Source organism: Gammaproteobacteria bacterium (assembly GCA_011375345.1).
Classification (GTDB): Bacteria; Pseudomonadota; Gammaproteobacteria; order DRLM01; family DRLM01; genus DRLM01.
On sequence record DRLM01000036.1, the window covers coordinates 1 to 25,805 of the forward strand.

A 25,805-nucleotide genomic window follows, 5' to 3' on the forward strand; every position below is an offset into this window, starting at 1 on the left:
GCCCTGGCAGGCGGAGGGGCCCTTGAATTCCACTTCCCCCTCCACCCGCTCCGGGCATTCCCGCCCCGCCGGGTCCACGATGCGGATGGCATGACCGGGCAGGGGCCGGCCGCAGGCCACGAAACGGAGCGCGCCGGTCTGCTCCGGGCCGGCGGGCAGGGCGCGGCCCCGACGGGAAAAAGGGCGGCGCTGCACCGTGTCCACCCGCGGCCCCCGGTTCACGGGCGGGAACGCCAGCCCCACGGCGCACTCGGCCAGGCCGTAGACCGGCATCATGGCCTCGCGCCGAAAACCACAAGAAGCAAAACGCTCGCAAAAGGCCTCCAAGGTCACGGGGCTGATGGGCTCGGCGCCGTTGAAGGCGCAGCGCCAGGTGCGCAGATCCAGGCCCGCCAGCTCCTCGTCGGAAATCCGCCGCAGGCAGAGTTCGTAGGCGAAATTGGGCCCGGCGGAGAGGGTGCCGCCGTGACGCTGGATGGCCTGCAACCAGCGCAGGGGCCGCGACAGAAAGGCCAAAGGCGACATGAGCACAAAGTTCATGCCGTAATAGAGGCTGCCCAGCCAAGCGCCGATCAGGCCCATGTCGTGGTACAAAGGCAACCAGCTCACGAAGACATCGGCGGGACTGGCGCCCACCGCCTGGCCCATGGCCCGGATATTGGCCAGCAGATTGGCATGACTGAGCACCACCCCCTTGGGGTCGCCGGTGCTGCCCGAGGTGTATTGCAAAAAAGCAATGTCGCCGGCCTTGATGCGGGGCCGTTCGGCGCCGGCCTTGGGCAGGTCGGCCACCCGGCACACGGTCCGGAGGGCGGGCGCCAGCCCTTTGAGCAGGGGCGCCAGCGGCAGCACCTCCTCGCTGGTGAGCAGCATGACGGCCTGGGCATTGTTCAAAATACCGGCTTGGCGGCGCAGGTGGTCTTCCAACGTGGCACGCCGGGCGGGAGGGTACATGGGCACGGGCACCGCCCCGGCCATCATCACCCCCAGGAATGCGGCCAGAAAATCCACCGAGGTGGGCAGCATCAGCGCCACGGTCTGGCCCGAGCCGATACCCTGGGCACGCAGGCCGCCGGCCATCCGCCCCGCGGCCTCGTGCAAAGCGCCAAAGCTCCGGCTGTCAAGCTGTTGTCCGCCGGAATAAAAATGGAGATAGGCTCGTTCCGGGGTGCGGCGGGCATGCCAGTCCAAAACCTCCACCAGCGTTCCGGCTTCCGCGGGCAAGGCAATCCCCGGCCCTGACCGTGATCCGGCCTCGGCCCCCTGTGCCGCAGGCCTGGTGGCGGGCCCGACCGGCATCAGCAAGGTAAGAACGTCCCGCGGACATTCCACCCGGCCCAGGGCGTCCTCGGGCAAGCGCCCCTGCACCACGCGCTCGACGCGGGACAAAAGCTCCGCGCGGGCCAGGCTGTCCAGACCCAGCTCGCGCTCCAGATCGCTGTCCAGGCTCACAGTCAGGCGTTCCCCGCCCCTGAGCTCGGCCACCAGATCAGACACCACGCCAAGCAATAGCGCCACCTGCGGATCACTGTCACCCTTGCCCTGAGGCTCGAAAGCCATTGGTCCCCCTCGGTTCCCCCGGTTGCAAGGGGACGTCAGACACCGCGCCCCCTCAGATCAGCTCATCTGCTGTTCGCCCGTTGAGCCCTGTAAAACGATAAGGGGCTCTCGCGCAAAGCCTTGCGCCCCGGGAAAGCACCCGGAAAACCCCACCTCTACCAGCGCTGCGTTCGAACCGGGAAACAGCCCCAAGCGAAAATAATGATTCAGTTTTTTGCTATGGAATAGACTTTTGCCGATGTGCTAGTATGCGTAAACTCTGTGCAGACCGCACGGATTGGGGCATGGCGGAATGGGGAACAGACCTTATTTCGGGGCGGCAGGGGAACCGCCGGCACCACACGCTTCCATGATCGCAGAGACGCGCTTCCATACAACAGTTTAACGTGGCTAGCTGCGGCGCGCTCGGTAAAGTGTTTTACCCTGCTGCCGTTAATAGTTTAGATGAAAAGGCGCAGGCAAGTACTTATGACCATGACAAACCGCCTTCCAGCATCCTGTCGTTCGTTCATCCGCTTTCACCGCCTGCTAGCCCCTGCCCTGCTCAGCGCCCTTTTGGTCACCCCCGTCTACGCCGCCACCTTTACCGTCCCCGCCACTGCCGCAGGTATTGATGCGGTGGACAGCAACCCCGGAGACGGGGTATGCCTCAGCGCAGGCAATATCTGCACCCTGCGCGCCGCCGTCCAGGAAAGCAACGCCCTGGCCGGCGCGGACACCATTAACATCGAAACCGGCGTCTACCCCCTCACCCTGACCGGTGGCGGCGAAAGCGCGGCTGCCACGGGCGATCTGGATATCAGCGACGATGTAACCATCAAGGGCGCCGGGCAAAGCGCCACGGTTATCGATGCCCAAAACGCCGGCGACCGGGTCATGCAAATCTTCAGCGGCACGGTGATCCTCCAGGATCTCACTCTTCGCAATGGTGCCGTCGATGGCGAGGGCGGCGGACTTTACATCGCCTCGGGGGCCACGGTCACCATCAATTCCTGCACCATCGAGAACAACGCCGCCACCAGCGGCGGCGCAGGCAACGGCGGCGGAATTTACAACGCGGGCGACCTTACCCTGAACAAGGCCACGGTGCAAAACAACACATCGGTGCTGGGCGTCAACGGCCTGGGCGGCGGCGGGATATTCAGCCGCGGCCAACTCATGGTCCTGGCCAGCACCGTCCACGCCAACAGCACCACGAATACACCAGGTGCCAGCGGCGGCGGCATCCGGCTGCTGGGCGCCACCGGCGCGGGTGCCAATCTGTCCTCGGCCATCGTCCGCAACAGCACCGTCAGCAATAACAGCGCCGAGCTGGGCGGTGGCATCTACAACGATTTTGCCCGCCTGGGCATCGAACTCAGCGTCATCGAAAACAACACCGCCGTCAGCGCCGGCGGTGGTCTGGGCAACTTCGGCCGCACCACCGTGAGTCGCTCGGTGGTACGCAACAACACCTCTCGAAACGCCAACGCCACCGCCACCCAGGGTTTGGGGGGGGGAGTGTTCAACGCCGCCTCGCTGGACATCACCAGCACCACGGTGCACAACAACACCGGCAACCTGGGGGCGGGTATCTACAACGACAGCCAGGGCACTTTGGCCCTGAAAAACTCCACCGTGAGCGCCAATGCGGCAACGGTGGCCAGCACCTCGGAAGGGGGCGGGGTCTACAACAGTCGCGAGATAGCCGTTTTCAACAGCACCATCTTCGACAACCAGGCCTCCTCCGGGGGCACGGAATTCATTGCCTGCGGCAGCAAAGATGCCTCCCTGGGCCTGGGTTGCGACAACGCCGCTGACGATGTGGTCACAGTGGTGGTAAACACCATCGTCGGCAACAGCACCAGCACCAATATCTGCGGGGGTGAGTTCACCCTGGTCACCTCAAACGGCCACAACCTCATCACAGCGGACACCTGCCAAAGCGGCGGCAAGGGCCTGGGCGCTGCCGCCACTGATATCGTCGCCGATCCGCTGTTCGCCACCGGCCTGCAGTTCAATGACGGCGCCAAGGATTTTCTGCTCACCTTCGCCCTGGGCGATGCCAGCCCGGCGGTGAACGCGGGCGACAACGGCGTATGCCCCCTGAACGATCAGCGGGGCCACAGTCGCAATGACAACGCCTGTGATATCGGCGCCTACGAGATCAGCGACACCGTCTCCAACGAGGCCGTCGCCGATCTGCTGGTCATGGATCCGGTGGAAGTCAGAACGCCAGCCGGGGCCTGCACCGAGGTCACTGACAACGACAGCTTTGTCCAAAACGGCACCCGTGCCTACCAGTGCCAGATCGGCAACAACAACGATCAGATCCGCTTCGACATCAACCTGGCCAACAACGGCCCCGATGACGTGCCCCAGGCCACCCTGCGGCTGAAATTGTCCCCAGGCCTGGTGGTACTCAATCCCGGCGCCGTGGGCAGTGGCTGCGCCGCGACCGGCACCGGCCTGGAGTGCGCCATCCAGAACTTCGCGGCCCAGTCCATCCTGTCCTTCCCCCTGTCCGTGATCCCTGACGCCACCGGGACATACATCGTCGAAGCCGATATCTCATCCGACAACAACCAACCGGCGGAATCCTTCCGGGTGGACAATATCCGCGCGGTTGAAGTCCGGGTCATCGATAACCGCAGCGCCACAGGCAACGGCAACAGCGGAACCAATGTGCTCAACTTTTCCGGCTCCGGCGGGGGCGGCGCCCTGGACGCGGCAGCCATTGCGGTGCTGCTCGCGGGCGCTGCAGGCCGCCGGCGCATGCGGCGCTAAGCAGCGCCGCTCCGCCATCGAAGAGACGGCCCGGCCGCTGCCGGGCTGTCTGCTTGTCTGACCCGGCCCGCAGGATATCGCATTCACCCATGCGCGCGTTCAGCCCCCCCCCTGCTCACACCATCGCCGACGACGTCGACCGCGCTCTGGCGGAAGACGTGGGTGCCGGCGACATCACCGCCGCATTGATCCCGACCCGGGTTCAGGGACAGGCGCAGGTCATCAGCCGGGAAGCCGCGGTGCTGTGCGGGCGGGCTTGGTTCGATACCGTCTTCGCCCGGCTCGACCCCGCCGTCGAGGTTGACTGGACGCTGGCGGATGGCGCCGCGGTGGCGCCCGGTGCTGTCTTGTGCCACCTCCGCGGCCCCGCCCGGGCCCTGCTCAGTGGCGAGCGGAGCGCGCTGAATTTTGTCCAGACCCTCTCCGGCACCGCCACAGCCGCGCGCCGCTACGCCGAGGCGGTAGCCGGTACCGGCGTGAAAATACTGGATACCAGAAAAACCCTGCCCGGCCTGCGCGCTGCCCAAAAATACGCCGTACGCTGCGGCGGCTGCCACAATCACCGGCTGGGCCTGTACGACGCTTTTTTGATCAAGGAAAACCACATCGCCGCCACCGGGTCCATCGCCGCAGCGGTGGCCGCCGCCCGCAAACTCAAACCGGAATTGCCCGTGGAGGTGGAAGTCGAGTCGCTGGCCGAACTGGACCAGGCCCTGGCCGCCGGGGCCGACATTGCCCTGCTGGACAATTTCTCCCTGGACATGCTGCGCCAGGCCGTCGCCCGGGCCCGGGGCCGCCTCAAACTGGAAGCCTCCGGCAATGTGAGTCTCGACCGGGTCCGCGCCGTCGCGCTCACGGGCGTGGATTACATCTCCGTGGGCGCCATCACCAAGCACCTCAAGGCCGTGGACTTGTCCATGGGGATCATCCCCGGCGGCTGATTTTCCCTGTACGGCCGCCCGCCGGCACGGCTAGAATGTCGCGACTTCCCCAATCGAGAGTAAAAGGAATGCGCACCTCCCAGCTATTGCTTGCCACACTCAAGGAAACCCCCAGTGACGCCGAAGTAATCAGCCACCAGCTCATGCTGCGGGCGGGAATGATCCGCAAGCTGGCCACCGGCCTGTACAGCTGGCTGCCACTGGGCCTCAGGGTGCTGCGCAAAGTGGAAGCCATCGTGCGGGAGGAAATGAACCGCGCCGGCGCCCAGGAAGTGCTGATGCCCGTGGTGCAGCCGGCGGAGCTGTGGGAAGAGTCCGGCCGCTGGGACCAGTTCGGCCCCGAGCTGCTGCGCTTTTGCGACCGCCACGGCCGCGACTTTTGTCTGGGGCCCACCCACGAGGAGGTCATCACCGACCTGGTGCGAGGCGAGATCCGCTCGTACCGCCAGCTGCCCGCCAACTTCTACCAGATCCAAACCAAGTTCCGTGATGAAATCCGGCCCCGCTTCGGCGTGATGCGGGCGCGGGAGTTCATCATGAAAGACGCCTATTCCTTTCATCTGGACAAGACCTGCCTGCAGGCCACCTACGACACCATGTATGAGACCTACAGTCGCATTTTCAAACGCATGGGCCTGGGATTTCGCGCGGTGCGCGCCGACACCGGTTCTATCGGCGGGGACTGTTCCCACGAGTTTCACGTGCTGGCTGATTCCGGCGAAGACGCCATCGCCTTCGCCACCGGCAGCGACTATGCGGCCAATGTCGAGCTGGCCGCCGCCCTGCCCCCCCCCGGCCCACGGCCCGCCCCCAGCGCCGGGATGCAGACCGTGGCCACCCCGGGCCGGCACAGCATCGGGGAAGTGAGCGCGTTTCTCGGGGTTCCCGCGCAACGCTGCATCAAAACCCTGCTGGTCCAGGGCGCGGAAGAACCGGTGGTGGCCCTGGTGTTGCGGGGCGATCACGAACTCAACGAGCTAAAAGCGGAAAAACTCAAAGCCGTGGCCGCGCCGCTCACTTTCGCCTCGGCGGAACAGGTGCAAGAAGTGGCGGGCTGCGCCCCCGGCTCACTGGGGCCGGTAAAACTCACCATTCCGGTGATCGCCGACCACAGCGCCGCCGCCCTGGCAGATTTTGTGTGCGGGGCCAACCGGAACGGCGAGCACTGCACCGGCGTCAACTGGGGCCGGGATCTGCCGGAGCCCGAGACGGCCGATCTGCGCAAAGTGGTGGAGGGCGACCCCAGCCCAGACGGTCACGGCGTGCTGGCCATCAAGCGCGGCATCGAGGTCGGACACATCTTCCAGCTCGGCACCAAATACAGCGAGGCCCTCCACGCCACCTGCCTGGACGAAAGCGGCCGCCAACAGGTGATGACCATGGGCTGCTACGGCATCGGCGTATCGCGCACCGTGGCCGCCGCCATTGAACAAAACCACGACGAGCAGGGCATCATCTGGCCCAACGCCATCGCCCCCTTTCAGGTCTGCCTGATTCCCATCGGCCTGCACAAATCCCGGCGCCTGCGGAACGCCGCGGAAGGGCTGTACCGGGAACTGCTCGATGCCGGGATTGAAGTGCTGCTGGACGACCGCAAGGAGCGGGCCGGCGTGATGTTCGCGGACATGGATCTGATCGGCATTCCCCACCGCCTAGTGCTGGGGGAACGGGGGCTGGACAAGGGCGAAGTGGAGTACAAAGCCCGCCGCGACAGCGACAGCAGACTGATTCCCCTGGCCGGTCTGGCGGAATTTCTCAAGTCGCAGTTACGCGCCGCCGACTAATGATTGGTACGGATCGGATCGCGCCGCAAGGGGTCCTGCCCCCGCGGCAGCTGTGAAATCGCAAACACCCGGCAATGGCCAGAGCGACGCTATTCCTTTGTCTGATGCTCTTTGTGTGGCCTTCGTGGGCCAACACCTCCGGCCCCGTCACGCCCGACCCCGCCCTGCGCGAACGTCTGCTCAGCGCCATAGAAGCCAACGACAGCTTCGCCGACCGTTTCGACGCGGAAGTCTGGCTGGTGGACATGTCTCACCGCCTGAAAAGCCGTGTGCAGGCCCTGGAAGAACGCCAACGGCTGCTCAAAATCGTTCATTTTGAGGCCACCCGCAGTGCCCTGCCACCGGAGCTGGTGCTGGCGGTCATCGACGTGGAAAGCAATTTCGACCGATGGGCCATCTCCTCCGCCGGGGCTCAGGGACTGATGCAGGTAATGCCCTTCTGGCTGGCGGAACTCGGCCGTCCCCAGGACAATCTATTCGACCCGCTCACCAATTTGCGCCTTGGCTGCACCATACTGCGCTACTACCTGGACATGGAAAAAGGCGACCTGCGCAAGGCGCTGGCCCGTTACAACGGCAGTGTGGGAAAAAACCTGTACCCGGAGCGGGTGTTCGAGGCCTTACGCCAACGCTGGTACCGCCGCTGAGCGGTCGCGGCGCTGCGAAAGTCAGGAACTCAAAGGATCCGCTGTGGTTCCACCATCCACGTGCTGCTCGCCGTCACCCGCATCGTCGGGCTTTTCACCCCGCTCCCATGGAGTGGTACCGGAACGCTCCACTTCCCGCAACAGGCCCATGGTTTCCCGGATGGTGCCCAACCAGTCCTGGGCGGCCGGATGACGCTGGTGAATCAAGGCCCGCCAGTCATTGGCTTCGCTGGCCGCTGCCGGAAAGGCCGCAAAGCCTGCTGCCGCCAGCACCGCGCAAGCCAGGGCGGCTGCGTGCCGCTTGTGCATAGTCATGCTCCCTTCCTCACGATTGATGGCCTTATTTCTTGAGTTGTGTGTCAGGATATAGGCGAGCCCACCCTTCCTGTCAAGAAAAACGTCAACCCGTCTCAAAAGAGGCCGGGGCCGGTTCCACACTGTCGGTGACCTGCACATCCACCACCCGCGCCTGGGGCGGGCCCTTCCAAAGCCAGGCACACAAGGCCTCCACGGCACCGGCCTCACCGCAGGCCAACACCTCCACCCGCCCGTCTGGCAGGTTGCGGGCGTAACCCGTAATCCCCAGGCTCCGGGCTTGTTGCTGGGTCGCGGCGCGGAAAAACACGCCTTGCACGCGGCCGCTGACGAGACATTTCTTTCGAACCACTCAACACCTCCACCAAGCGCGCCATTCCCGCGATGATCTCCCTGCGGCGCTGCAGCAGAAAACCTGGGGTGAGCACCACGCTGAATTCAAGCGCCCTGCCCCGCCAACGACTGCCGCTGTGCGCCCCCAGACGCGTTGGACGCCTGCTTACGTTACAATACAGTGCTTTGCGCGCAAACCTTGCCGAGGATCCCACATGAGCCACCCCCACCGCATCGAACAAGACAGCCTGGGTGAATTCCCCGTGCCGGAAGAGGCCTGGTACGGTATTCAGACCGCCCGCGCAGTTGAAAACTTCCCCATCAGCGGCCGCCGGCCGGACCGGGATTTTGTGCTGGCCCACGTGCGCATCAAGCGCGCCGCCGCGGTGGCCAACCAACAAGGGGGCTGGCTGGACCCGGCCCTCAGCGAGGCCATCGTCGCCGCCTGCGACCGGATTTTGGGGGGTGAACTCCTGGATCAATTCGTGGTGGACCGCTTCCAGGCCGGAGCGGGCACCAGCCATAACATGAACAGCAACGAAGTCATCGCCAATCTGGCCAATGTGGCGCTGGGTGGACAGCGCGGCGAATACAGGCCCGTCCATCCCAATGATCACGTCAATATGGGCCAGAGCACCAACGACACCATCCCCACCGCCATCCGGCTGGCGGCCCTGGCCAAGCTGCCGGGACTCATCGCCAGCGTGGAGGCCATGGCAGACGAGTACGCCCGCCTGGGTGAACAGGAGCGGAACACGGTGAAAAGCGGCCGCACGCATTTGCAGGATGCAGTACCCACCACCTTGGGACGGGAATTCAGGGCCTACGCCTGGACTCTGCGCCGTCTCACCGGACGGCTGCGGGCCTGCCGTGACCCCTTGTGCGAAATCGGCCTGGGCGGCAGCGCCGCGGGCACGGGGCTGAACACCGCGCCCGGCTACCGCGACAATGCCGCCCGGGAACTGGCCCGCCTCACCGGGGAGGCTATCCGTCCGGCGGAAGATCTGGCGGCCCAGATGCAATCCATGACCGACATCCAACATCTCTCCTCGGTCATCCGCGAAACCGCCCTGGAACTCACCCGCATCAGCAACGACATGCGCCTGCTGGCTTCGGGACCGCGCACGGGGCTGGGGGAAATCCTGCTGCCACCGGTGCAGCCCGGCTCCAGCATCATGCCGGGCAAGGTCAACCCGGTGATGTTCGAAATGCTGAACCAAGTGTGTTTTCAGATTCTGGGGCAGGATACGGCGATGGCCTACATGACCCAGGCGGGTCAGCTGGAACTCAACGTGATGATGCCGGCCATGGGCTCGGCCTTGTTTGACGCCATGGACTGGCTGGGCAACGCCGTGCGGGCCGCCACGGAAAAAAACCTCAAGGGTCTCGTCATCGACCGGGAGCGCTGCACCCACTTTCTGCATGCCAGCGTGGGACTCGCCACTCTGCTCAACACCCGGATCGGCTATGCCGCGGCGGCGGAAATCGCCAAAACATCGGAAAAAACCGGCCGGCCGGTGCGCGACATCGTTGCGGAGCGCGGCTTGCTCAGCGCCGAGGAGTTTGACCGGCTGGTGTTGCGCGCCGCGCGGGATGGGGTGGTTTAACCCCAATCCCGCGGCCGCGCCTGGCGCCTACTCGCCGTTCAGGTAAGCTTTGTCAGACGTTTCCACTACCCCCAGGGACCAGGCACCGCGGGTCTTGGCATGGTTCACCGCCGCGTCGATGTCGCGCAGGGAAGGCTGGCGCTCGATGTCAAACACCTGGCCGGGATAGATCAGATCAGCATCACGGATTTTGTCCTGATTCGCCTTGTAGATCAGCGGCCACTGGAAGGGGTCACCGTAGATATCGTCCTTGCCCGCAATGGCCCACAGGGTATCACCACGCAGCACCTCGTATTCCGTCACTTCCGCCGCCACCACCACCGGCAACTCGGGCAAACTGCGCAACTGCGCCACCAGCTCGGAAGCCATGCCGCGAGCCTGCTCGCCCCGGCCCTGACGATATGCCTGCTCCGCCGCCTGCAAGGCGGCGGCCTGCTCACCGCTCATGCGGTCGCTGTAGCCGCGGGCTTCTTCCAGCAGCAGCCGGGCCTGATCCAGCCAGGACTGGTTCTGGCGCTCGGCATCCAGCCTGGCTTTGCGGCCCCGCCGCGCGTCGTCCTCTGCCTGGGTCCGGGCCTGGTTGGCCAGGCGCACGGCTTTGTCCGCATCGCCAGCCGCCGCCGCAGCTTCCGCCGCTGACAGCACATCGCGGGCCTCCTGAGACAGGGTGCCCAACTGCCGCGCCTCATCCGCCGCAGCCTTGGCCTGGGCAATGGCCAGGGCCATATTGCGGGCGTTGATGGCCTCTTTCTTGGCGGCAATGGCATCCTTGCGGGAAGCGCGGTAATCTCGGGACGAGAGTTCTTTTTCCGCCTTGGACAGCAGGGCCTCAGCGCTCTGGAAGGCATCCGGTGCATGTTTCTGCGCGCCGGCACTCCGTGCCGCCTGAACCGCCTGGCGCGCATCGCTCATCTCCTGGGTAGGCGCCGAAGCGCAAGCCGCCAGCAACAGCGCAAACAAGCCCATCAGCCCGAGGGAGGCCCGTTTATTCATAAGGGAAACTCCAGATGTATACTTTGGTTCTGTCCGGGTTATAGTGCGGCCATGCCACCGCTGCCCCGAAAATACAGCTTTTGGGAAAGCTATCAAGTCACCTATGCAGTGTCAAGAAATCCGCCCCGCAAACGTCGGCCAACGCGTTGCTAACATGCTGGATTTGGAGGATAAATGTCGGAGATACTGGTTTTATACTACAGCCGCAGGGGGAATGTGGCGGACATGGCCCAGCTGATCGCGCGGGGCGTCGAAGAAGTGGCCGGAATGGCGGCGCGCGTGCGCACCGTGCCCGGTGTGTCGGCGGTGTGCGAGGCCACCGCGGAGACCATCCCCGCCACGGGGGCGCCCTACGCCACCGTGGATGACTTGCGCGACTGTGCCGGTCTGGCACTGGGCAGCCCCACCCGCTTCGGAAACATGGCGGCGCCCCTGAAATATTTTCTGGACAGCACCTCCAGCCTGTGGCTGTCCGGCACCTTGAGCGGCAAGCCCGCCGCCGTGTTCACCGCCACCTCCACTCTGCACGGCGGCCAGGAGAGCACCTTGCTGTCCATGATGCTTCCCCTGCTGCATCACGGCATGTTGATCACCGGCCTGCCCTACAGCGAGCCGGACCTGCATACCACCCGCACCGGGGGCACCCCTTACGGCGCCAGTCATCTGTCCGGCGCCGACAGCAAACTGCCCCTCAGCGAAGAGGAAAAACGCCTTTGCCGCGCCCTGGGCAAGCGCCTGGCGGCAACGGCACGGGCACTGGAACGAGGGCGCAGGGCATGACCGCAAACACCGGACACACCGCCATCGCGCCATCCCTCAAACTGCTTGGAATGAGTCTGGCCGGCACCTTGCTGCTGGGCTGCGCGGGCGGCCGGCCCACCCATATTTCCCAGCATGAGCTGTTAAAAGCCATCGAGGAAGGACGGGCACCGGCCATCGTGGATGTGCGTTCCCTGCGGGAATACCGGGCCGGGCATGTGCCGGGCGCCCTGCACATCCCCTTCTACGCCTTGCCGCCCCGTTATGAAGAAGCAGGACTGAAAAAATCGGAGCCGGTGGTGGTCTACTGCCAACACGGGCCGCGGGCGGGCTTTGCCAAGCTCAGTCTGAAAAGCAGAAGTTATGAGCAGGTGCTCTATCTGGAAGGGCATATGTCGGCCTGGCAGCAAAGCGGCCTGCCCGTCGAGCAGGGCCCGCCACCCCATCGCTAAGCCGGCCACCAGACAGGTCAGGACAAGCTGTTGTCTGGTGGCCCCCCGCAACATCCGGGCGCCCGTTGGCGAACATGGCGGGCGCGCAGCGGCTCAGGCCCTCTGACGGCGCATCCCAGTGCCGCGCTATCAAGCCGACCCGGCCACCCGCTCTTTGTAGTGATTGATCAGGCCGTTGGTGGATGAATCGTGGGAACAGACGGCCTTCCCGCCTGTGAGTTCGGGCAGGATCGCCTTGGCCAGCTGCTTGCCCAGTTCCACGCCCCATTGATCATAGGAATTGATATTCCAGAGCATACCCTGCACAAAGATTTTGTGTTCGTACAAGGCCACCAGGCGGCCCAAAGTCCGGGGATCAAGGCGGTCGAACATGATGGAGTTGGTGGGCTTGTTGCCCACAAACACTTTATGGGGCAGCAAGCGCGCAAGGTCCGTCTCTGCCATACCCGCCGCTTCCAGTTCGGCCCGTGCTTCGGCCTCGGTCCTGCCTCTCATCAGGGCCTCCGTCTGGGCGAAGAAGTTGGACAACAAGATGCGGTGATGGTCACCCAGGGGATTGTGGGACCAAAGCGGTGCGATGAAGTCGCAGGGGATCAGTTTTGTCCCCTGATGGATGAGCTGGTAGAAGGCGTGTTGACCGTTGGTACCCGGTTCGCCCCAGATCACCGGCCCGGTTGAATAGTCCACCGCCTCGCCAGAACGGTTCACCCGTTTGCCATTGCTCTCCATATCCCCTTGCTGAAAGTAAGCGGGGAAACGATGCAGGTATTGGTCGTAAGGTAAGATGGCGTGAGTTTCAGCGCCGAAAAAGTTGTTGTACCACACCCCCAGCACACCAAGGATAACGGGCATGTTTTGTTCCAGGGGCGCGGTGCGGAAATGTTCGTCCATGTCGTGCGCGCCCTGCAGGAGATCTTCGAAATTGTCCATGCCAATGTTCAATGCGATGGACAAACCGATGGCGCCCCAGAGTGAATAGCGCCCCCCAACCCAATCCCAGAACTCAAACATGTTTGCGGTGTCGATGCCAAACCTGGCCACCTCCGCGGCATTGGTGGACAAGGCGACAAAGTGTCTGGCAATCGCCGTTTCATCTTTGACATGTTCCAAAAACCACGCGCGGGCCGTGCGGGCGTTGGTGAGGGTTTCCTGAGTGGTGAAGGTCTTGGAGGCGATGACGAACAGGGTGGTTTCAGGATCCAGCCCCCGCAAGGTTTCAGCGATATGAGTGCCGTCCACATTGGACACAAAATGAGGCCGCAAGCCTTCCCGGCCGTAAGGCTTGAGCGCTTCTGTGACCATGACGGGGCCCAGATCGGAACCGCCGATGCCGATGTTCACCACATCCGTCAGCGGCCGGCCGCTGTAGCCTTGCCACGCGCCACTTTGCACCCGGCTGCAAAATTCGCGCATCTGCGCCAGCACACCGTTCACCTTGGGCATCACGTCTTCGCCGTCAACCAGAATGGGACGCTTGGACCGGTTGCGCAAGGCCACGTGCAAAACCGCGCGCTGCTCGGTGAAGTTGATCTTCTCCCCGGCGAACATTTTATCCCGCCAGGCCACCACGCCCTCCTGGCGGACAAGATCGAGCAACAGACCCAGTGTCTCGCTGGTAATGATATTTTTTGAGTAGTCCAGCAATATATCGTCAAAGCGCACACAGAACTGTTCGAAACGCCGGCCATCGGCGGCGAACAACTCGCGCATGTGCACATGGCGCATATTCTCGTAGTGGGATTCAAGGGCCTGCCAGGCCGGGGATCGGGTCAGCTGGGACATCCATTTACCTCGGTATTTGAAGCTTGGGACTTTGTCGTTGCGAACTGGTCAATAGGCTTCCAGGTCCCCGCCGGCAATGTCCAGGGAATGGCGCCAGAACTGGTCTTCGCGCTCAAACAAACGGTAGGTGCCACGCGGACCCCAGGTGCCCGCGGCGTAAGTGTTGATGAAATCGCGCTCCATGGACCACACTTTGACAATGGGGTCCACCACCCGCCACGCCCACTCCACTTCATCGTATCGCAAAAACAAGGTGCGATCGCCTTCGATCACATCCAGCAGCAGATCACCGTAGGCATCCAGCTCAGTGTCGTCCTCCCGCCGGTAACTGGCGTCCAGGCTGGTGGTGCGGGTACGCATCTCCACACCGGGCACTTTCACCTGCAGCTCCATGCGCAGGCATTCCTTGGGCTGGATCCCGATCAACAACCAGTTGGGCTTGAGCTGTTCCAGACGGGTATTGTGGAAAAGATGATGGGGCGGGTGCTTGAAGCGAATATTGATGGCCGATGCGGACTGGGCCATGCGTTTGCCCGTACGCAGATAGAAGGGCACGCCCTTCCAGCGCCAGTTGTCCACATAAAGCTTCACTGCCGCGTAGGTTTCAGTGGTACTGCGGGGATCGACGTTTTTCTCATCGAGGTAGCCCGGCACCGCCTCGCCCGCCACCACACCGCGGGTGTACTGAGCGCGGAAGGCGTGCGCATGCACGGCGTTTTGGGCAATGGGGCGGACAGATTTCAGCACTTTGACTTTTTCATCCCGCAGCGACTCGGCATCCATATTGGGCGGGGGCTCCATGGCCACCAGGGTGAGCAACTGCATGAGATGACTTTGGATCATGTCCCGCAAGGCGCCCGCGCCTTCGTAGTAGTCCGCCCGGTCCTGTATCCCCAGCGTTTCGGAGTGAGTGATCTGGACGTGATCAATGTACTGGCGGTTCCACAAAGGTTCGAGCAGCAAATTGGCGAAGCGGAACACCAGGATGTTCTGCACCGTGCCTTTGCCCAGGTAATGGTCGATGCGGTAGATCTGGCTTTCCTTGAGGTATTTGTGCATGCCGCCCTGAAGAATCTGGGCGCTCAATAGATCGTAGCCAAAAGGCTTTTCGATCACGATGCGGCGCCAGCCGTGCTGTTCCTCCAGCATGCCTTTTTCGCCCAGGCGCGACACCGTTTCACCGAACTCAGCCGGCCGGACGGACATGTAGTAGATCACATTGGCCGCCCGCCCGCTCTCGTCCAGGATGGCATGCAGGCGGTCCATGCACTCGTCTTCGTGCAAATCCCCCTGCACATAGTGCAGGCGTGGGGCAAAACGGGTGAACAAGTCCTCATCCACCTCGCCGTCATGCTCCCGCAGCATGCCTTTGACTTCTTCCACCCATTGGTCCCGCTCCCAGGGACGGCGCCCGAAAGCGAAAATATCCATTTGCTCGGGCAGGCGCCCGGCCGCTTCGAGCTGATACAAAGCGGGCATGAGCTTGCGCCGTGACAGATTGCCCGTGGCGCCAAAAATCACCAGACTGCAGGGATCCATCAGCGACCGCCCGCCGTCTTTTGCATGGCGTGGCCACCAAAGGCATTGCGCATCATGGACAAGACACGATAGGGATAACCTTCTTTGTCCTGGCTGGCGAAACGCATTTGCAAAGCCAGGGTAATCACCGGTGCGGCGACGCCCTGTTCCACTGATTCCAGCACTGTCCACCGGCCTTCACCGGAATCGGACACATAGGGGGCGATGTCTTTCAACTCCTGGTCTTCCTTAAAGGCATCGGCGGTAAGATCCAACAGCCAGCTGCGCACCACCGAACCGTGGCGCCACAATTCGGAAATCTGGCCCAGGTCCAGCTCGAATTCCTCGCGGGCCTTGAGCAGGGCGAAGCCTTCGGCAAAGGCCTGCATCATGCCGTATTCAATACCGTTGTGAATCATCTTGGTGAAATGCCCGGCGCCCACCGGCCCCACATGGGCCCAGCCGCGATCGGCGCCGGGCGCCAGCACTTTCAGTGCCGGTTCCACCAGACTGAGCGCGGCCTTGTCGCCGCCCACCATCAGGCAATAACCGTTGTCCAGGCCCCACACGCCACCGGACGTGCCGGCATCCATAAACAATATGCCCTGCTCCGCCAGCCTGGCGGCGCGGCGTTGGCTGTCGTGAAAATTGGCGTTGCCGCCGTCGATCACCAGATCCCCCTCTTGCAACATGGAGAGCAAGGCGTCGATGGCTTGTTCGGTGGCCTCACCCGCGGGAAGCATCAACCACACCACCCGCGGCGCGCTCAGCTTGCCGACGGCGTCGGCGAGGGAGGTGGCGGCGATCATGCCTTCTTCCGCCGCCAAGGTGTTCACGATTTGCGGCGAACGGTTGTAACCGACCACTTCGATCCCGCCCCGGCAAAGCCGGCGGGCCATGTTACCGCCCATTTTGCCCAATCCAATGAGTGCCAGTCGCATCATCCATTCTCCTTGCGTGTTGGCCGGCGTGATCCACCCCTGTCGATCACGTATACTGCTGTGTATCGTCTGTGCCTGCCGGCGCTTTAACGCTAAGTGCTTGTCAGCGTTAACAGCCTGGTGCCTGATTGCCGGACAGCCCGCGTCAACGGAATTGAACCCTCACCATGCGACCACGAAAAATACTCTTCGTTGCCAGCGAAGCCCATCCCCTGATGAAAACGGGCGGCCTGGGTGATGTGGCCGGCGCCCTGCCCGCGGCGTTGCAAGCTTTGCACCAAGACGTGCGCCTCGTCATGCCCGCCTACCGCGCCGCCATGCGCCGGGCCGGAAACATTCGCATCGCCAGCCTGGCGCTGGAGGAAGACCCCCACCCGGTGCGCATCCTGGAAACCACCCTGCCGGGCAGCGAGGTGACGGTGTGGCTGGTGGATTCCGCCCCGCACTTCGACCGCAACGGCAACCCCTACACCGGCCCCGACGGCCACGACTGGCCCGACAACCCGGAACGTTTCAGCGTCTTTGCCCGCGCCGTCACCGCCCTGGCCCTGGACCAGGCCGGCCTGGCCTGGCGCCCCGATGTAGTGCACTGCAACGACTGGCAGAGCGGTTTGGTACCCGCTCTGCTCCACGGCCTCCCCGGGCGCCCGGCCACAGTGTTCACCATTCACAATCTAGCCTATCAGGGGATCTTTGCCGCAGAGCACTTCTGGCGGCAAAAGCTGCCCGGCCACCTGTGGTCACCGGAAGGCGTGGAATTCTACGGCAATCTTTCCTTCATAAAAGGGGGGCTGGTGTACGCCGACCGCCTGAACACCGTCAGCCCCACCTACGCCCGGGAAATCACCACCCCGGAATTCGGCTGCAACCTGGACGGCCTGCTCCGCGCCCGCGCCGACCGCCTCTGTGGCATTCTCAACGGCGCCGACTACAGCGTCTGGGACCCCGTCCACGACCCCTATCTGAGCCACCATTACAGCGCCGGCAATCTGGACGGCAAAGCCGCCAACAAAGCCGCCCTGCAACGGGAGACCGGCCTGCCCGTGAGCGCGGAAACACCGGTGATCGGCCTGGTGGGACGGCTGGCGGCGCAAAAAGGGGTGGACCTGGTACTGAGCGCGCTGCCCGCCCTGCTGAGCCGGCCCGTGCAAACCGTACTCCTGGGCAGTGGCGATGCCCAACTGGAACAGACTCTCAAAACCCTGGCGGAACAATACCCCGACCGGCTCCACGTCACCATCGGCTTCAGCGAGGAATTCGCCCACCGCATCGAAGCGGGCGCCGACCTCTTTCTCATGCCCTCGCGCTACGAGCCCTGCGGCCTGAATCAGATTTACAGCCTGCGCTACGGCACCCTGCCGGTGGTGCGCCGCACCGGCGGCTTGGCGGACACGGTGGTGGATGCCAGCGACGGCCCCAGACGCGCCACCGGCTTTGTCTTCAGCGACCCCAGCCCCGAAGCCCTGCTGGAAGCGCTCAGCCGGGCCCTGGCCCTGTACCGCCGGCCGCGGGCCTGGCGGCGGCTGCAACGCAACGCCATGGCCCAGGACTTCAGCTGGGCCAACAGCGCCCGGAACTACCTCAAGCTCTACGAACGGTCCCTGTCCCAAAAACCGGCACCACCCGAGCCTGTATAATACGCGCCACTCCGGCGCCCCTCTGACGGCAACGGCTTTGCAAGCCGTACAAAAAACGCGCGGCCGGATCACGCCAGTTTTCAGCGATGGGTTTGAACATGAATGACAACGCACTGCGCGAGCGGGTAAAACTGCTCGGACGCTTGCTGGGCAAGGTATTGCGCGCCCAGGCGGGGGATACGGTTTACGACGCGGTGGAAGCGCTGCGCACGGGTTACATCGGCCTGCACAAGCAAGACGACCCCCGCGAGCGGGAGCGCCTGTCACGCCTCATTCAGGACCTGGACCCGGACACCCTCACCCACGTCGTGCGCGCTTTCGGCACCTATTTCAGCTTGCTCAACGTCGCGGAAGAAGCGCACCAACACAAGGCGCGGCGGGAAACCCTGCGCCAGGGAGGGCCGCTGTGGGTGGGCTCATTCGACCGCAGCCTGCGCCGCTTGCACGACGAAGGCTACAGCGCCAGCGAGGTGCAAACCCTGCTGAACACCCTGCGCTACATCCCCGTCTTCACCGCCCACCCCACCGAGGCCAAGCGCCGCACCACCATGGAAGCGCTGCGGCGCATCTTCCTGGCCAGCGAGCGCCTCGACCAGTCCGGTCTCGGCGCCGAGGAAACCCAGGCACTGGTCGATGACTTGGAGTGCGAAATTCAAATCCTGTGGAACACCGACGAAGTGCGCACCCAAAAACCCCAGGTGCACGACGAAATCCGCCAGGGTTTGTTCTATTTCCAGGACAGCCTGTTCGACGCCGTGCCCCGGGTCTACCGCGGCATGGAGCGCGCCATTGACCGCATCTACGGCCCGGCCAGCGGCATCACCGTGCCCAGTTTCCTGCGTTTTGGCTCCTGGATTGGCGGCGACCGGGACGGCAACCCCTTCGTCAAACCGGAGACCACCGAATTTGCCGTGCGCCTGCACGCCCGCACAGTGCTGCTCCACTACCTCGAACGCACCCAGCGGCTGAGCCACGTGCTCACCCACTCCAGCCGCCTGTGCCGGCTGTCCGCCGCCTTCCTCAACAGCCTCCACAATGACGAGCGTTATGCCGCAAACGCCTTCGCGGGCAAACCGGACCGCTTCGCCCACGAACCCTACCGGCGCAAACTCTACATCATGCGGTACCGCCTCAAACGCACCCTGGCCGCCCTGGATGCCACCGGCGCGGAAGGAAAAACCGGCCCGGCGGACGGCTACGCCGGCGTGGAAGAATTCCTGCGCGACCTCCACCTCATCCGCGACTCCCTGCGCAGCCACGGCAGCGGCAACATCGCCGCCCGCGAACTGCAGGACTTGATCCGGCTGGCGGAGACCTTCGGTTTTTTCCTCATGCAACTGGACATCCGCCAGGAATCCACCCGCCACAGCGACGCCGTGACCGACATCCTGTCTCACCTGCCCCAGCCCATCGACTACCACAGCCTGGACGAAACCGCCCGCCTGGACCTGCTCGGCCACCTGCTCGGCCGGGATGACCCCGTGGTCGTGCCCCACGCGCGGCTCCGCCCCGACACCCGGGAAACCCTGCAAGTCTTCGAAGTGGTAAAACGGCTGCAAGAGGAAATCAGCGAACACGCCTTCGGCCACTATGTAATATCCATGACCCACGCCGCCAGCCATGTGCTGGAAGTGATGTGGCTGGCACGGCTGAGCGGCCTGGTGGGGCAAAGCGGCGGCGAGTGGTTCTGCAAGCTGCACATCTCCCCCCTGTTCGAAACCATCGACGATCTGGACCACATCGAAACGGTGATGGCGGCGCTGTTCGACCACCCGGGCTACCAGCGCTTGCTGGCCGCCTCGGGCCGGCTGCAGGAAGTCATGCTGGGCTATTCCGACTCCTGCAAGGACGGCGGCATCCTTGCCTCGGCCTGGAACCTCTATGAAGCCCAGCGGAAAACCGTGGCCCTGGCCCGCTCGCGCGGCATCCAGTGCCGCCTGTTCCACGGCCGCGGCGGCACCATCGGCCGCGGCGGCGGCCCCACTTACGAATCCATCCTCTCCCAGCCGGAAGGCACCGTACTCGGCCAGATCAAATTCACCGAGCAGGGGGAAGTGCTGTCCTACAAATACAGCAACCAGGAAACCGCCGTGTACGAACTCACCATGGGAGTGAGCGGCCTGATGGAAGCCAGCCGCGCCGTGATCCGCCCCGTGGCGGCACCGCGCAAAGACTACCTCGGCATCATGGACCAGCTGGCCGAAGCCGGCGAAGCCGCCTACCGCGACCTCACCGACCACACCGACGGCCTGCTGGACTACTTCTACGAAGCCACCCCCGTCAACGAAATCGGCCTGCTCAACATCGGCTCGCGCCCCAGCCACCGGAAAAAACAAAACCGCTCCAAAGCCTCCATCCGCGCCATTCCCTGGGTGTTCGGCTGGGCCCAGTCACGCCACACCCTGCCCGCCTGGTACGGCATCGGCGCAGCCCTGGAAGGCTGGCGCAAGAACCAGCCGGACCGCCTCGCCAAGCTGCAGAAAATGTACGAAGACTGGCCCTTCTTCCGCGCCCTGCTCAGCAACACCCAAATGGCCATGTTCAAAGCCAATATGACCATCGCGCGCCAATACGCCACCCTGGCCGGCGACAGCGAAGCGGCCCTGCAAATACTGAACAAAATCGAACAAGAATATGAACGCACCCGCACCCAAGTCTTGGGCGTGGCCGGTGACCAAAGCCTGCTGGAACGCAACCCCGTGCTCGCCCTGTCCCTGCGGCGCCGCAACCCCTACCTCGACCCCCTGAATCACATTCAGATCACACTCATCCACCGCTCGCGCAGCGGGCACCTGAGCGAAAAAGAACGGAACCTGTGGCTGAATCCCCTGCTGCGTTCCATTAACGCCATTGCAGCGGGAATGAGAAATACGGGATAAGCGCCGCAGCGTTGCATTATGTGTATTTGTGCCACCGTCTTTTATTGACCCCCGCCCGCCAAAGTTCTCCTTGTTGCCCTTGCGGTACACGTCCACCCGGCAATGGCGGCCCCGGCCTCCTTTGCTGCGGAAATAGTGGCTCAGGGCATCCGCCAGCCGGTCGGTGTCTTTAGGCTCCACATGGGGCGGCAGGTGGGGCAGACCGTTGCGTTTCTTCCAGGAGGCATCGGGGATGTTTTCCGCGTACAGGTTCGAGGTGGCCCCGGCCCAGTAGTTGGGGTATTCCAGAACGGTCCACATCACCTTGCCGTGAAAGCTGTCTTGCTGGTTGATGGCCTCTGGAAACTCGGCGTTCTTGTGGAAGTCCGTCGCCTCATCGATCAGCGCCGTCACCCCGGCCTGATGGACCATGGCTTCGATCTCCCGACACTCCGCTTCGGTCTGTTTCAGCTTTCGCTCCGGCAACTGCGAGACCGCCTGAAAGATAGCCTCTGACGTTTGGCCGTTCTCCTCCAGTTCATCGAAGGCGACCTCGGCCAGGACGCCATGCTTTTCCTGGAAATATCGGCCCGGCAGCGCGCTGGATGTGCGCTGGAAGAAGGTGATGGGTGAAAAGTCCCGGACCATGATTCCCTCCCGGCCCGTTTTTTTCTTAACCCCTTGGACTATACGGGATGTTGCAGTACATTACAGTACATTAACAGTAGCATGCCAGACCCGAGGGGAGCCATGGCCACCACCAAGACCGCCACGCTGACTTTTCGCATCGAACCGGAACTGAAAGAGGCGCTGCGCACGGCGGCGGAGCGGGAGCATCGTTCCATCGCCAATATGGTGGCGGTGCTGATCATAGATTACTGCGAGCGCAATGATATTCCCGTGAAACTTGACCCGGCTTCCGGGCGCAAGGGGACGGCGAAGTGAACCGAATCATAAAGAACAACAAGCATGATGGAGCCGGTTATGGCGGGTAACGGTAAAGCAGCCAAAGCAAAATCCAGCGCCAAGGGTGACGGTGCTGCCGGCCGCGGGTCACTGAAACTGAACGACAGCGAAAAGCGCGAGATATTGCAATATCTGGAGGCGGGCAAACCGTTGCCGGATAAATACCGCTTCCTGTTGTTCGAGGAGAAACGCGAGGTTGAGCTGGTCTGGAACGGCAAGACCCACGAGGTCTGCAACATCGTGTTGCCGTTTCAGACCATCGAACAGGTGGACGAGCCACGGGCGGAAAAGCCCGAGCAGACCGCGCTGCAATCGGACCTGTTTGCCATGGACAACCGGGGCCGGCAGTTACAGGGCTGGACCAACAAGCTGATCTGGGGCGACAACAAGCTGATTCTCTCTTCTCTTAAGAACGGCCCGCTGCGCGAGGAGATCGAGGCCCAGGGCGGGCTGAAGCTGATCTACATCGACCCGCCCTTCGACGTGGGCGCCGACTTCTCCATGGATATCGAGATCGGTGGCGACACCTTCACCAAGAAGCCCAACATCCTGGAAGAGATCGCCTACCGCGACACCTGGGGCAAGGGGGCGGACTCCTTCATCGCCATGATCTACGAGCGGCTGGTGCTGATGCGGGATCTATTGGCGGAGGATGGGAGTATTTATGTGCATTGTGATTGGCGGCTATCCAGCCAGATCAGATTAGTTCTAGACGAAATTTACTCATCTCTTTTCCGTGGTGAGATAATCTGGAAAAAGGATGCTGTAGGGAAAGGTGCTAAGAAAAAGGCGAAACACTGGCCGAAGACGTTTGACAATATCATTGCTTACTCGAAATCGCGTGATGCAATTTTCAATATGGTTCCGGGAAAGATTACTGAGAAGCAGCTAAAGGAGTTTCGATATAGTGATCCAGATGGCCGAAAGTTTAAACGTACATCATTAGGAGATTATTCAGATGCCTCCATTGCAAAAATGGAAGCAGAGGGATACATCTATGTGTCACGTACTGGGCAGAAGTACAAAAAATATTATCTTGACGAATACACCATTCCTCTTGATTCTATTTGGGTTGACCTGCCAGGGTTTGGTGTTGCTACTGCATCCCAAGAGCTACTCGGCTACCCCACCCAAAAACCCGAAGCCCTCCTGGAACGCATCATCAAAGCCTCCTCCAACGAAGGCGACCTGGTCGCCGATTTCTTCTGCGGCTCCGGCACTACCGCCGCCGTGGCGGAGAAGCTTGGTCGCAAGTGGATCGCCACCGATCTGGGCAAGTTCGCCATCCACACCACCCGCAAGCGCATGATCGGTGTACAGCGGCAACTGAAGGAGGAAGGCAAGGACTACCGCGCCTTCGAGATTCTCAACCTGGGCAAGTACGAGCGCCAGCACTTCATCGGTATAACCCCCCACCCCCCCTTGTCAGGGGGGCAAACAACCGGTTCTCCCCCTGATAAGGGGGAGTTAGAGGGGGTTAGGGAACAGGCTGCAAGACGACTGCAAGAGGAGCGGGAGGCGGCCTTCCTCGACCTGATCCTGCGCGCCTACCGGGCGGAGAAGGTCGAACAGTTCGAATGCTTCCACGGCAAGCGTGCCGGGCGGCTGGTGGCGGTAGGGCCGGTGAACCTGCCGGTCACGCGGCTGTTCGTGGAGGAGATTATCCTGGAGTGCCGCAAGAAGCACATCACCAGGGTGGACATCCTCGGCTTCGAATTCGAGATGGGGCTGTTCCCCAACGTGCTGGACGAGGCGCGGGCCAAGGGCATCGATATTTCGCCCAAGTATATACCGGCAGACGTGTTCGACAAGCGGGCGGTGGAGAAGAACCAGGTGGTGTTCCACGATGTCTCCTTCATCGAGGTCAGGCCCATCATCTCTTACCCCCCTGACAAGGGGGGCAGGGGGGTTAAAGGCAAGGGGGCTTATCTTCCCTACAACCCATCACTCACGGAAAAGGCGCGGGAAAACCGAAAAACCCCGACGCCCGCTGAGAAAAGACTGTGGTTTGAAGTCTTGCGGGGTAAGCGCTTTGGTCATCTGAAATTCACACGGCAAAAGCCATTGGATGAATACATTGTTGATTTTTATTGTGCGGAATTGATGTTGGCGATCGAGATCGATGGAGATTCTCATGCCGAACAACAAGGATATGATGAAAGAAGAACACAACGTCTCAACCAACTTGGCGTGGATGTGCTCCGTTACTCCAATCGTGAAGTGCTGAAAAATATCGAGGGGGTTTACTCGGATCTGAAAGCAAGGATCGTGGAACGTCAAGAGCAGTTCTTAACCCCCCAACCCCCCTTGTCAGGGGGGCTTCCGACCCTGGCGGTGGAGCTGACCGACTTCTCGGTGTTCTACTCGCAGGATTCCATTGCCAACGCCGAGACGAGCCTGAGGAAGAAGGGCAGCAAGATCGTGGTGGAGCGCGGCCAGATCTGGAAGGTGAGCCGCGATAAGGATGGCATCATTACCCGCGAACAGCTCACCCAACACTGGACCGACTGGATCGACTACTGGAGCGTCGATTTCGACTTCGAGAGCAAGCGCGAAATCATCCGCGTGGTCAATCCCGAGACCGGCGAAACGCAAGAGCAGTGGACCGGCGACTATGTGTTCGAGAATGAGTGGCAGAGCTTCCGCACCAAAAAGGACCGCTCGCTGGAGCTGATCAGTGTGGCCCAGGAATGCCCGCCGGGCCGGCGCAAGGTGGCGGTGAAGGTGGTGGACATCTTTGGTAATGACACCATGACCATTGTGGAGGTGACGGTGTGACCGTACCGGTCTGCACCCTTATCGCCGGCCCAAACGGCGCGGGAAAAACAACCTTTGCCCTGAGTTTTCTGCCCGAGGTTGCGGGATGCCGGAATTTTGTCAATGCGGACATGATCGCCGCCGGGTTGTCGCCCTTGTCACCGGAACGGGAGTGGCTTACTGCCAGTCGCCTGTTTCTGCGGGAGATTGGACAATATATCGCCGCGCGCGAGGACTTTGCCTTTGAAACCACGTTATCGGGCAGGACCTACCTGCGTCTGGTTCGCCGCCTGCTGGCCGACGGTTGGCGGGTCGAGCTTTATTATCTTTGGCTGCCGAGCATTGAAATGTCCATCGAGCGGGTGGCCGAGCGCGTTTCCCACGGCGGGCACGATATTCCCCGGGAGGCCATCGTGCGGCGCTACCCCCGTAGCATTTTTAATTTGCTGAATCACTATGCGCCCTTGTGCAGCGCCACGGTTTGCCTGGATAACTCCAGGGAAAACCCGGAGGTGATTTTTGTGCAGGATGCCGAAGGCCGGAAGATTGAAAATTCTAATTTATTCAAACAACTGATGAGCGTGAAGCCATGACAGAGTTACAGCAGCATTCCCAGCAGGTGCGCGAGGTATTACAACGTGCGGTGATCAAGGCCATGGAAACCAAACGGCGGTTGGGGCAATACGCCGTCATTTATCGGGACGGAAAACCCGTTCGCTTGAATCCCGATCAAATCGGAAAAAGGGAAGAGTCTTAGTCTATGGCCCTGCATCCCGATTTTCCCGATTCCCCGCATGCCATTCTCGACCCTGACATTCGCTGGTTTCCGGCTGATGAGGCGCTGCGGGAGAGCAGCGCGGACAAACTGATGCCGCCGCTGGTGCATCAACTGCGCCGCAAGGTGAAGGAGTTCCGCGACAGCGGTTATGTGGGCGCGACCGATACCAGTAAAAGCTTGCTGAACTGGTGGTTCAAGGAGCCTCACCTGTTGCCCCAGGCCGACGGCACCATGTCGCAGTTTCAATACTTTTTCGCCCAGCGCGAGGCGCTGGAGACCATCGTCTATCTGTATGACGTGGTGGGGGCCAAGGATAAATTCGACCTGATGCGTTTTGACTCCAGCGGTGCGGTGTCGGCGCAGATGTTCGATGAAAGCTGGCGGCGCTATGTCATCAAGATGGCCACCGGC

Annotated in this window: 20 protein-coding genes and 1 pseudogene; 14 read left to right on the forward strand and 7 right to left on the reverse strand. The window is 62.5% G+C overall.

The features are described from left to right. Positions 1-1,560: acyl-phosphate glycerol 3-phosphate acyltransferase (locus tag ENJ19_02720; GenBank protein ID HHM04640.1), on the reverse strand; the 1,560-nt coding region annotated here is incomplete at its 3' end. Positions 1,561-2,028: 468 nt separating this feature from the next. Between ENJ19_02720 and ENJ19_02725 the strand changes: the two genes are divergently transcribed. From ENJ19_02725 to ENJ19_02740, 4 genes are all read left to right on the forward strand, one after another. Continuing rightward, the gene (locus tag ENJ19_02725; protein ID HHM04641.1) at positions 2,029-4,326 is read left to right on the forward strand and encodes a hypothetical protein; all 2,298 of its coding nucleotides are present in this window, start codon (positions 2,029-2,031) and stop codon (positions 4,324-4,326) included. An 89-nt stretch (positions 4,327-4,415) separates the two neighbouring features. Next, the gene (locus ENJ19_02730; GenBank protein HHM04642.1) at positions 4,416-5,267 is read left to right on the forward strand and encodes a carboxylating nicotinate-nucleotide diphosphorylase; all 852 of its coding nucleotides are present in this window, start codon (positions 4,416-4,418) and stop codon (positions 5,265-5,267) included. A gap of 68 nt (positions 5,268-5,335) precedes the next feature. After that, positions 5,336-7,051, forward strand: a complete 1,716-nt coding sequence (locus tag ENJ19_02735) for a proline--tRNA ligase (GenBank protein ID HHM04643.1) — start codon at positions 5,336-5,338, stop codon at positions 7,049-7,051. A 104-nt stretch (positions 7,052-7,155) separates the two neighbouring features. Further along, the gene (locus ENJ19_02740) at positions 7,156-7,698 is read left to right on the forward strand and encodes a lytic transglycosylase domain-containing protein (GenBank protein ID HHM04644.1); all 543 of its coding nucleotides are present in this window, start codon (positions 7,156-7,158) and stop codon (positions 7,696-7,698) included. Positions 7,699-7,719: 21 nt separating this feature from the next. Here ENJ19_02740 and ENJ19_02745 read toward each other — a convergent pair whose 3' ends face one another. Both ENJ19_02745 and ENJ19_02750 read right to left on the reverse strand, forming a co-directional pair. After that, on the reverse strand, positions 7,720-8,013 hold the full coding sequence (locus ENJ19_02745) for a hypothetical protein (GenBank protein ID HHM04645.1): 294 nt from the start codon (positions 8,011-8,013) through the stop codon (positions 7,720-7,722). A gap of 85 nt (positions 8,014-8,098) precedes the next feature. After that, entirely contained in the window at positions 8,099-8,365 is a 267-nt protein-coding gene (locus ENJ19_02750) for an acylphosphatase (protein ID HHM04646.1), read from the reverse strand. Between the two features lie 196 nt (positions 8,366-8,561). Between ENJ19_02750 and ENJ19_02755 the strand changes: the two genes are divergently transcribed. Then, entirely contained in the window at positions 8,562-9,953 is a 1,392-nt protein-coding gene (locus ENJ19_02755; GenBank protein HHM04647.1) for an aspartate ammonia-lyase, read from the forward strand. Between the two features lie 27 nt (positions 9,954-9,980). Here the strand turns inward: ENJ19_02755 and ENJ19_02760 are convergent, their stop codons facing one another. After that, positions 9,981-10,946 (reverse strand): DUF4398 domain-containing protein, encoded by a 966-nt coding sequence (locus ENJ19_02760; protein HHM04648.1) that lies wholly within the window; start codon positions 10,944-10,946, stop codon positions 9,981-9,983. A 174-nt stretch (positions 10,947-11,120) separates the two neighbouring features. Here ENJ19_02760 and wrbA point away from each other — a divergent pair, with 174 nt between their 5' ends. Continuing rightward, the gene (gene wrbA / locus ENJ19_02765; protein ID HHM04649.1) at positions 11,121-11,726 is read left to right on the forward strand and encodes an NAD(P)H:quinone oxidoreductase; all 606 of its coding nucleotides are present in this window, start codon (positions 11,121-11,123) and stop codon (positions 11,724-11,726) included. Further along, positions 11,723-12,157, forward strand: coding sequence for a rhodanese-like domain-containing protein (locus ENJ19_02770; GenBank protein HHM04650.1), 435 nt, complete (start codon positions 11,723-11,725; stop codon positions 12,155-12,157). The genes wrbA and ENJ19_02770 overlap by 4 nt, the downstream gene beginning before the upstream one ends. A 129-nt stretch (positions 12,158-12,286) precedes the next feature. On the opposite strand, the gene ENJ19_02775 is transcribed toward ENJ19_02770, so the two are convergent. The 3 genes from ENJ19_02775 to gnd are packed head-to-tail and all read right to left on the reverse strand — an operon-like array spanning position 12,287 to position 16,464. Next, positions 12,287-13,939, reverse strand: coding sequence for a glucose-6-phosphate isomerase (locus ENJ19_02775; GenBank protein ID HHM04651.1), 1,653 nt, complete (start codon positions 13,937-13,939; stop codon positions 12,287-12,289). 48 nt (positions 13,940-13,987) lie between these two features. After that, positions 13,988-15,481, reverse strand: a complete 1,494-nt coding sequence (locus tag ENJ19_02780) for a glucose-6-phosphate dehydrogenase (protein HHM04652.1) — start codon at positions 15,479-15,481, stop codon at positions 13,988-13,990. After that, positions 15,478-16,464, reverse strand: coding sequence for a decarboxylating 6-phosphogluconate dehydrogenase (gene gnd / locus ENJ19_02785; protein ID HHM04653.1), 987 nt, complete (start codon positions 16,462-16,464; stop codon positions 15,478-15,480). The genes ENJ19_02780 and gnd overlap by 4 nt, the downstream gene beginning before the upstream one ends. Before the next feature lie 101 nt (positions 16,465-16,565). On the opposite strand from gnd, the gene glgA reads away from it, so the two are divergent. The 7 genes and pseudogenes from glgA to ENJ19_02820 form a co-directional block, all read left to right on the forward strand. Further along, positions 16,566-18,035, forward strand: coding sequence for a glycogen synthase GlgA (gene glgA / locus ENJ19_02790; protein ID HHM04654.1), 1,470 nt, complete (start codon positions 16,566-16,568; stop codon positions 18,033-18,035). 86 nt (positions 18,036-18,121) lie between these two features. Beyond that, positions 18,122-20,914, forward strand: coding sequence for a phosphoenolpyruvate carboxylase (locus ENJ19_02795; protein HHM04655.1), 2,793 nt, complete (start codon positions 18,122-18,124; stop codon positions 20,912-20,914). A 729-nt stretch (positions 20,915-21,643) separates the two neighbouring features. After that, a complete protein-coding gene (locus tag ENJ19_02800; GenBank protein HHM04656.1) occupies positions 21,644-21,838 on the forward strand; it encodes a hypothetical protein in 195 nt (64 codons plus the stop codon). A 39-nt stretch (positions 21,839-21,877) separates the two neighbouring features. Next, positions 21,878-23,731, forward strand: a pseudogene (locus tag ENJ19_02805) (site-specific DNA-methyltransferase). A 3-nt stretch (positions 23,732-23,734) separates the two neighbouring features. After that, on the forward strand, positions 23,735-24,637 hold the full coding sequence (locus tag ENJ19_02810) for an endonuclease domain-containing protein (GenBank protein HHM04657.1): 903 nt from the start codon (positions 23,735-23,737) through the stop codon (positions 24,635-24,637). Further along, entirely contained in the window at positions 24,634-25,209 is a 576-nt protein-coding gene (locus ENJ19_02815) for a hypothetical protein (GenBank protein ID HHM04658.1), read from the forward strand. Before ENJ19_02810 ends, ENJ19_02815 begins: the two co-directional genes overlap by 4 nt. Before the next feature lie 167 nt (positions 25,210-25,376). Further along, positions 25,377-25,805 (forward strand): type III restriction endonuclease subunit R (locus ENJ19_02820; protein ID HHM04659.1); only part of this gene is annotated, 429 nt, incomplete at its 3' end.

What these genes read in the sequence shown, in the direction of transcription:
- ENJ19_02725 (HHM04641.1), top strand. Translation starts at nt 2,029, where the DNA reads ATGACCATGACAAACCGCCTTCCAGCATCCTGTCGTTCGTTCATCCGC.
- ENJ19_02730 (HHM04642.1), top strand. Translation starts at nt 4,416, where the DNA reads ATGCGCGCGTTCAGCCCCCCCCCTGCTCACACCATCGCCGACGACGTC.
- ENJ19_02735 (HHM04643.1), top strand. Translation starts at nt 5,336, where the DNA reads ATGCGCACCTCCCAGCTATTGCTTGCCACACTCAAGGAAACCCCCAGT.
- ENJ19_02740 (HHM04644.1), top strand. Translation starts at nt 7,156, where the DNA reads ATGCTCTTTGTGTGGCCTTCGTGGGCCAACACCTCCGGCCCCGTCACG.
- ENJ19_02745 (HHM04645.1), bottom strand. Translation starts at nt 8,013, where the DNA reads ATGACTATGCACAAGCGGCACGCAGCCGCCCTGGCTTGCGCGGTGCTG.
- ENJ19_02755 (HHM04647.1), top strand. Translation starts at nt 8,562, where the DNA reads ATGAGCCACCCCCACCGCATCGAACAAGACAGCCTGGGTGAATTCCCC.
- ENJ19_02760 (HHM04648.1), bottom strand. Translation starts at nt 10,946, where the DNA reads ATGAATAAACGGGCCTCCCTCGGGCTGATGGGCTTGTTTGCGCTGTTG.
- wrbA (HHM04649.1), top strand. Translation starts at nt 11,121, where the DNA reads ATGTCGGAGATACTGGTTTTATACTACAGCCGCAGGGGGAATGTGGCG.
- ENJ19_02770 (HHM04650.1), top strand. Translation starts at nt 11,723, where the DNA reads ATGACCGCAAACACCGGACACACCGCCATCGCGCCATCCCTCAAACTG.
- ENJ19_02775 (HHM04651.1), bottom strand. Translation starts at nt 13,939, where the DNA reads ATGTCCCAGCTGACCCGATCCCCGGCCTGGCAGGCCCTTGAATCCCAC.
- glgA (HHM04654.1), top strand. Translation starts at nt 16,566, where the DNA reads ATGCGACCACGAAAAATACTCTTCGTTGCCAGCGAAGCCCATCCCCTG.
- ENJ19_02795 (HHM04655.1), top strand. Translation starts at nt 18,122, where the DNA reads ATGGGTTTGAACATGAATGACAACGCACTGCGCGAGCGGGTAAAACTG.
- ENJ19_02800 (HHM04656.1), top strand. Translation starts at nt 21,644, where the DNA reads ATGGCCACCACCAAGACCGCCACGCTGACTTTTCGCATCGAACCGGAA.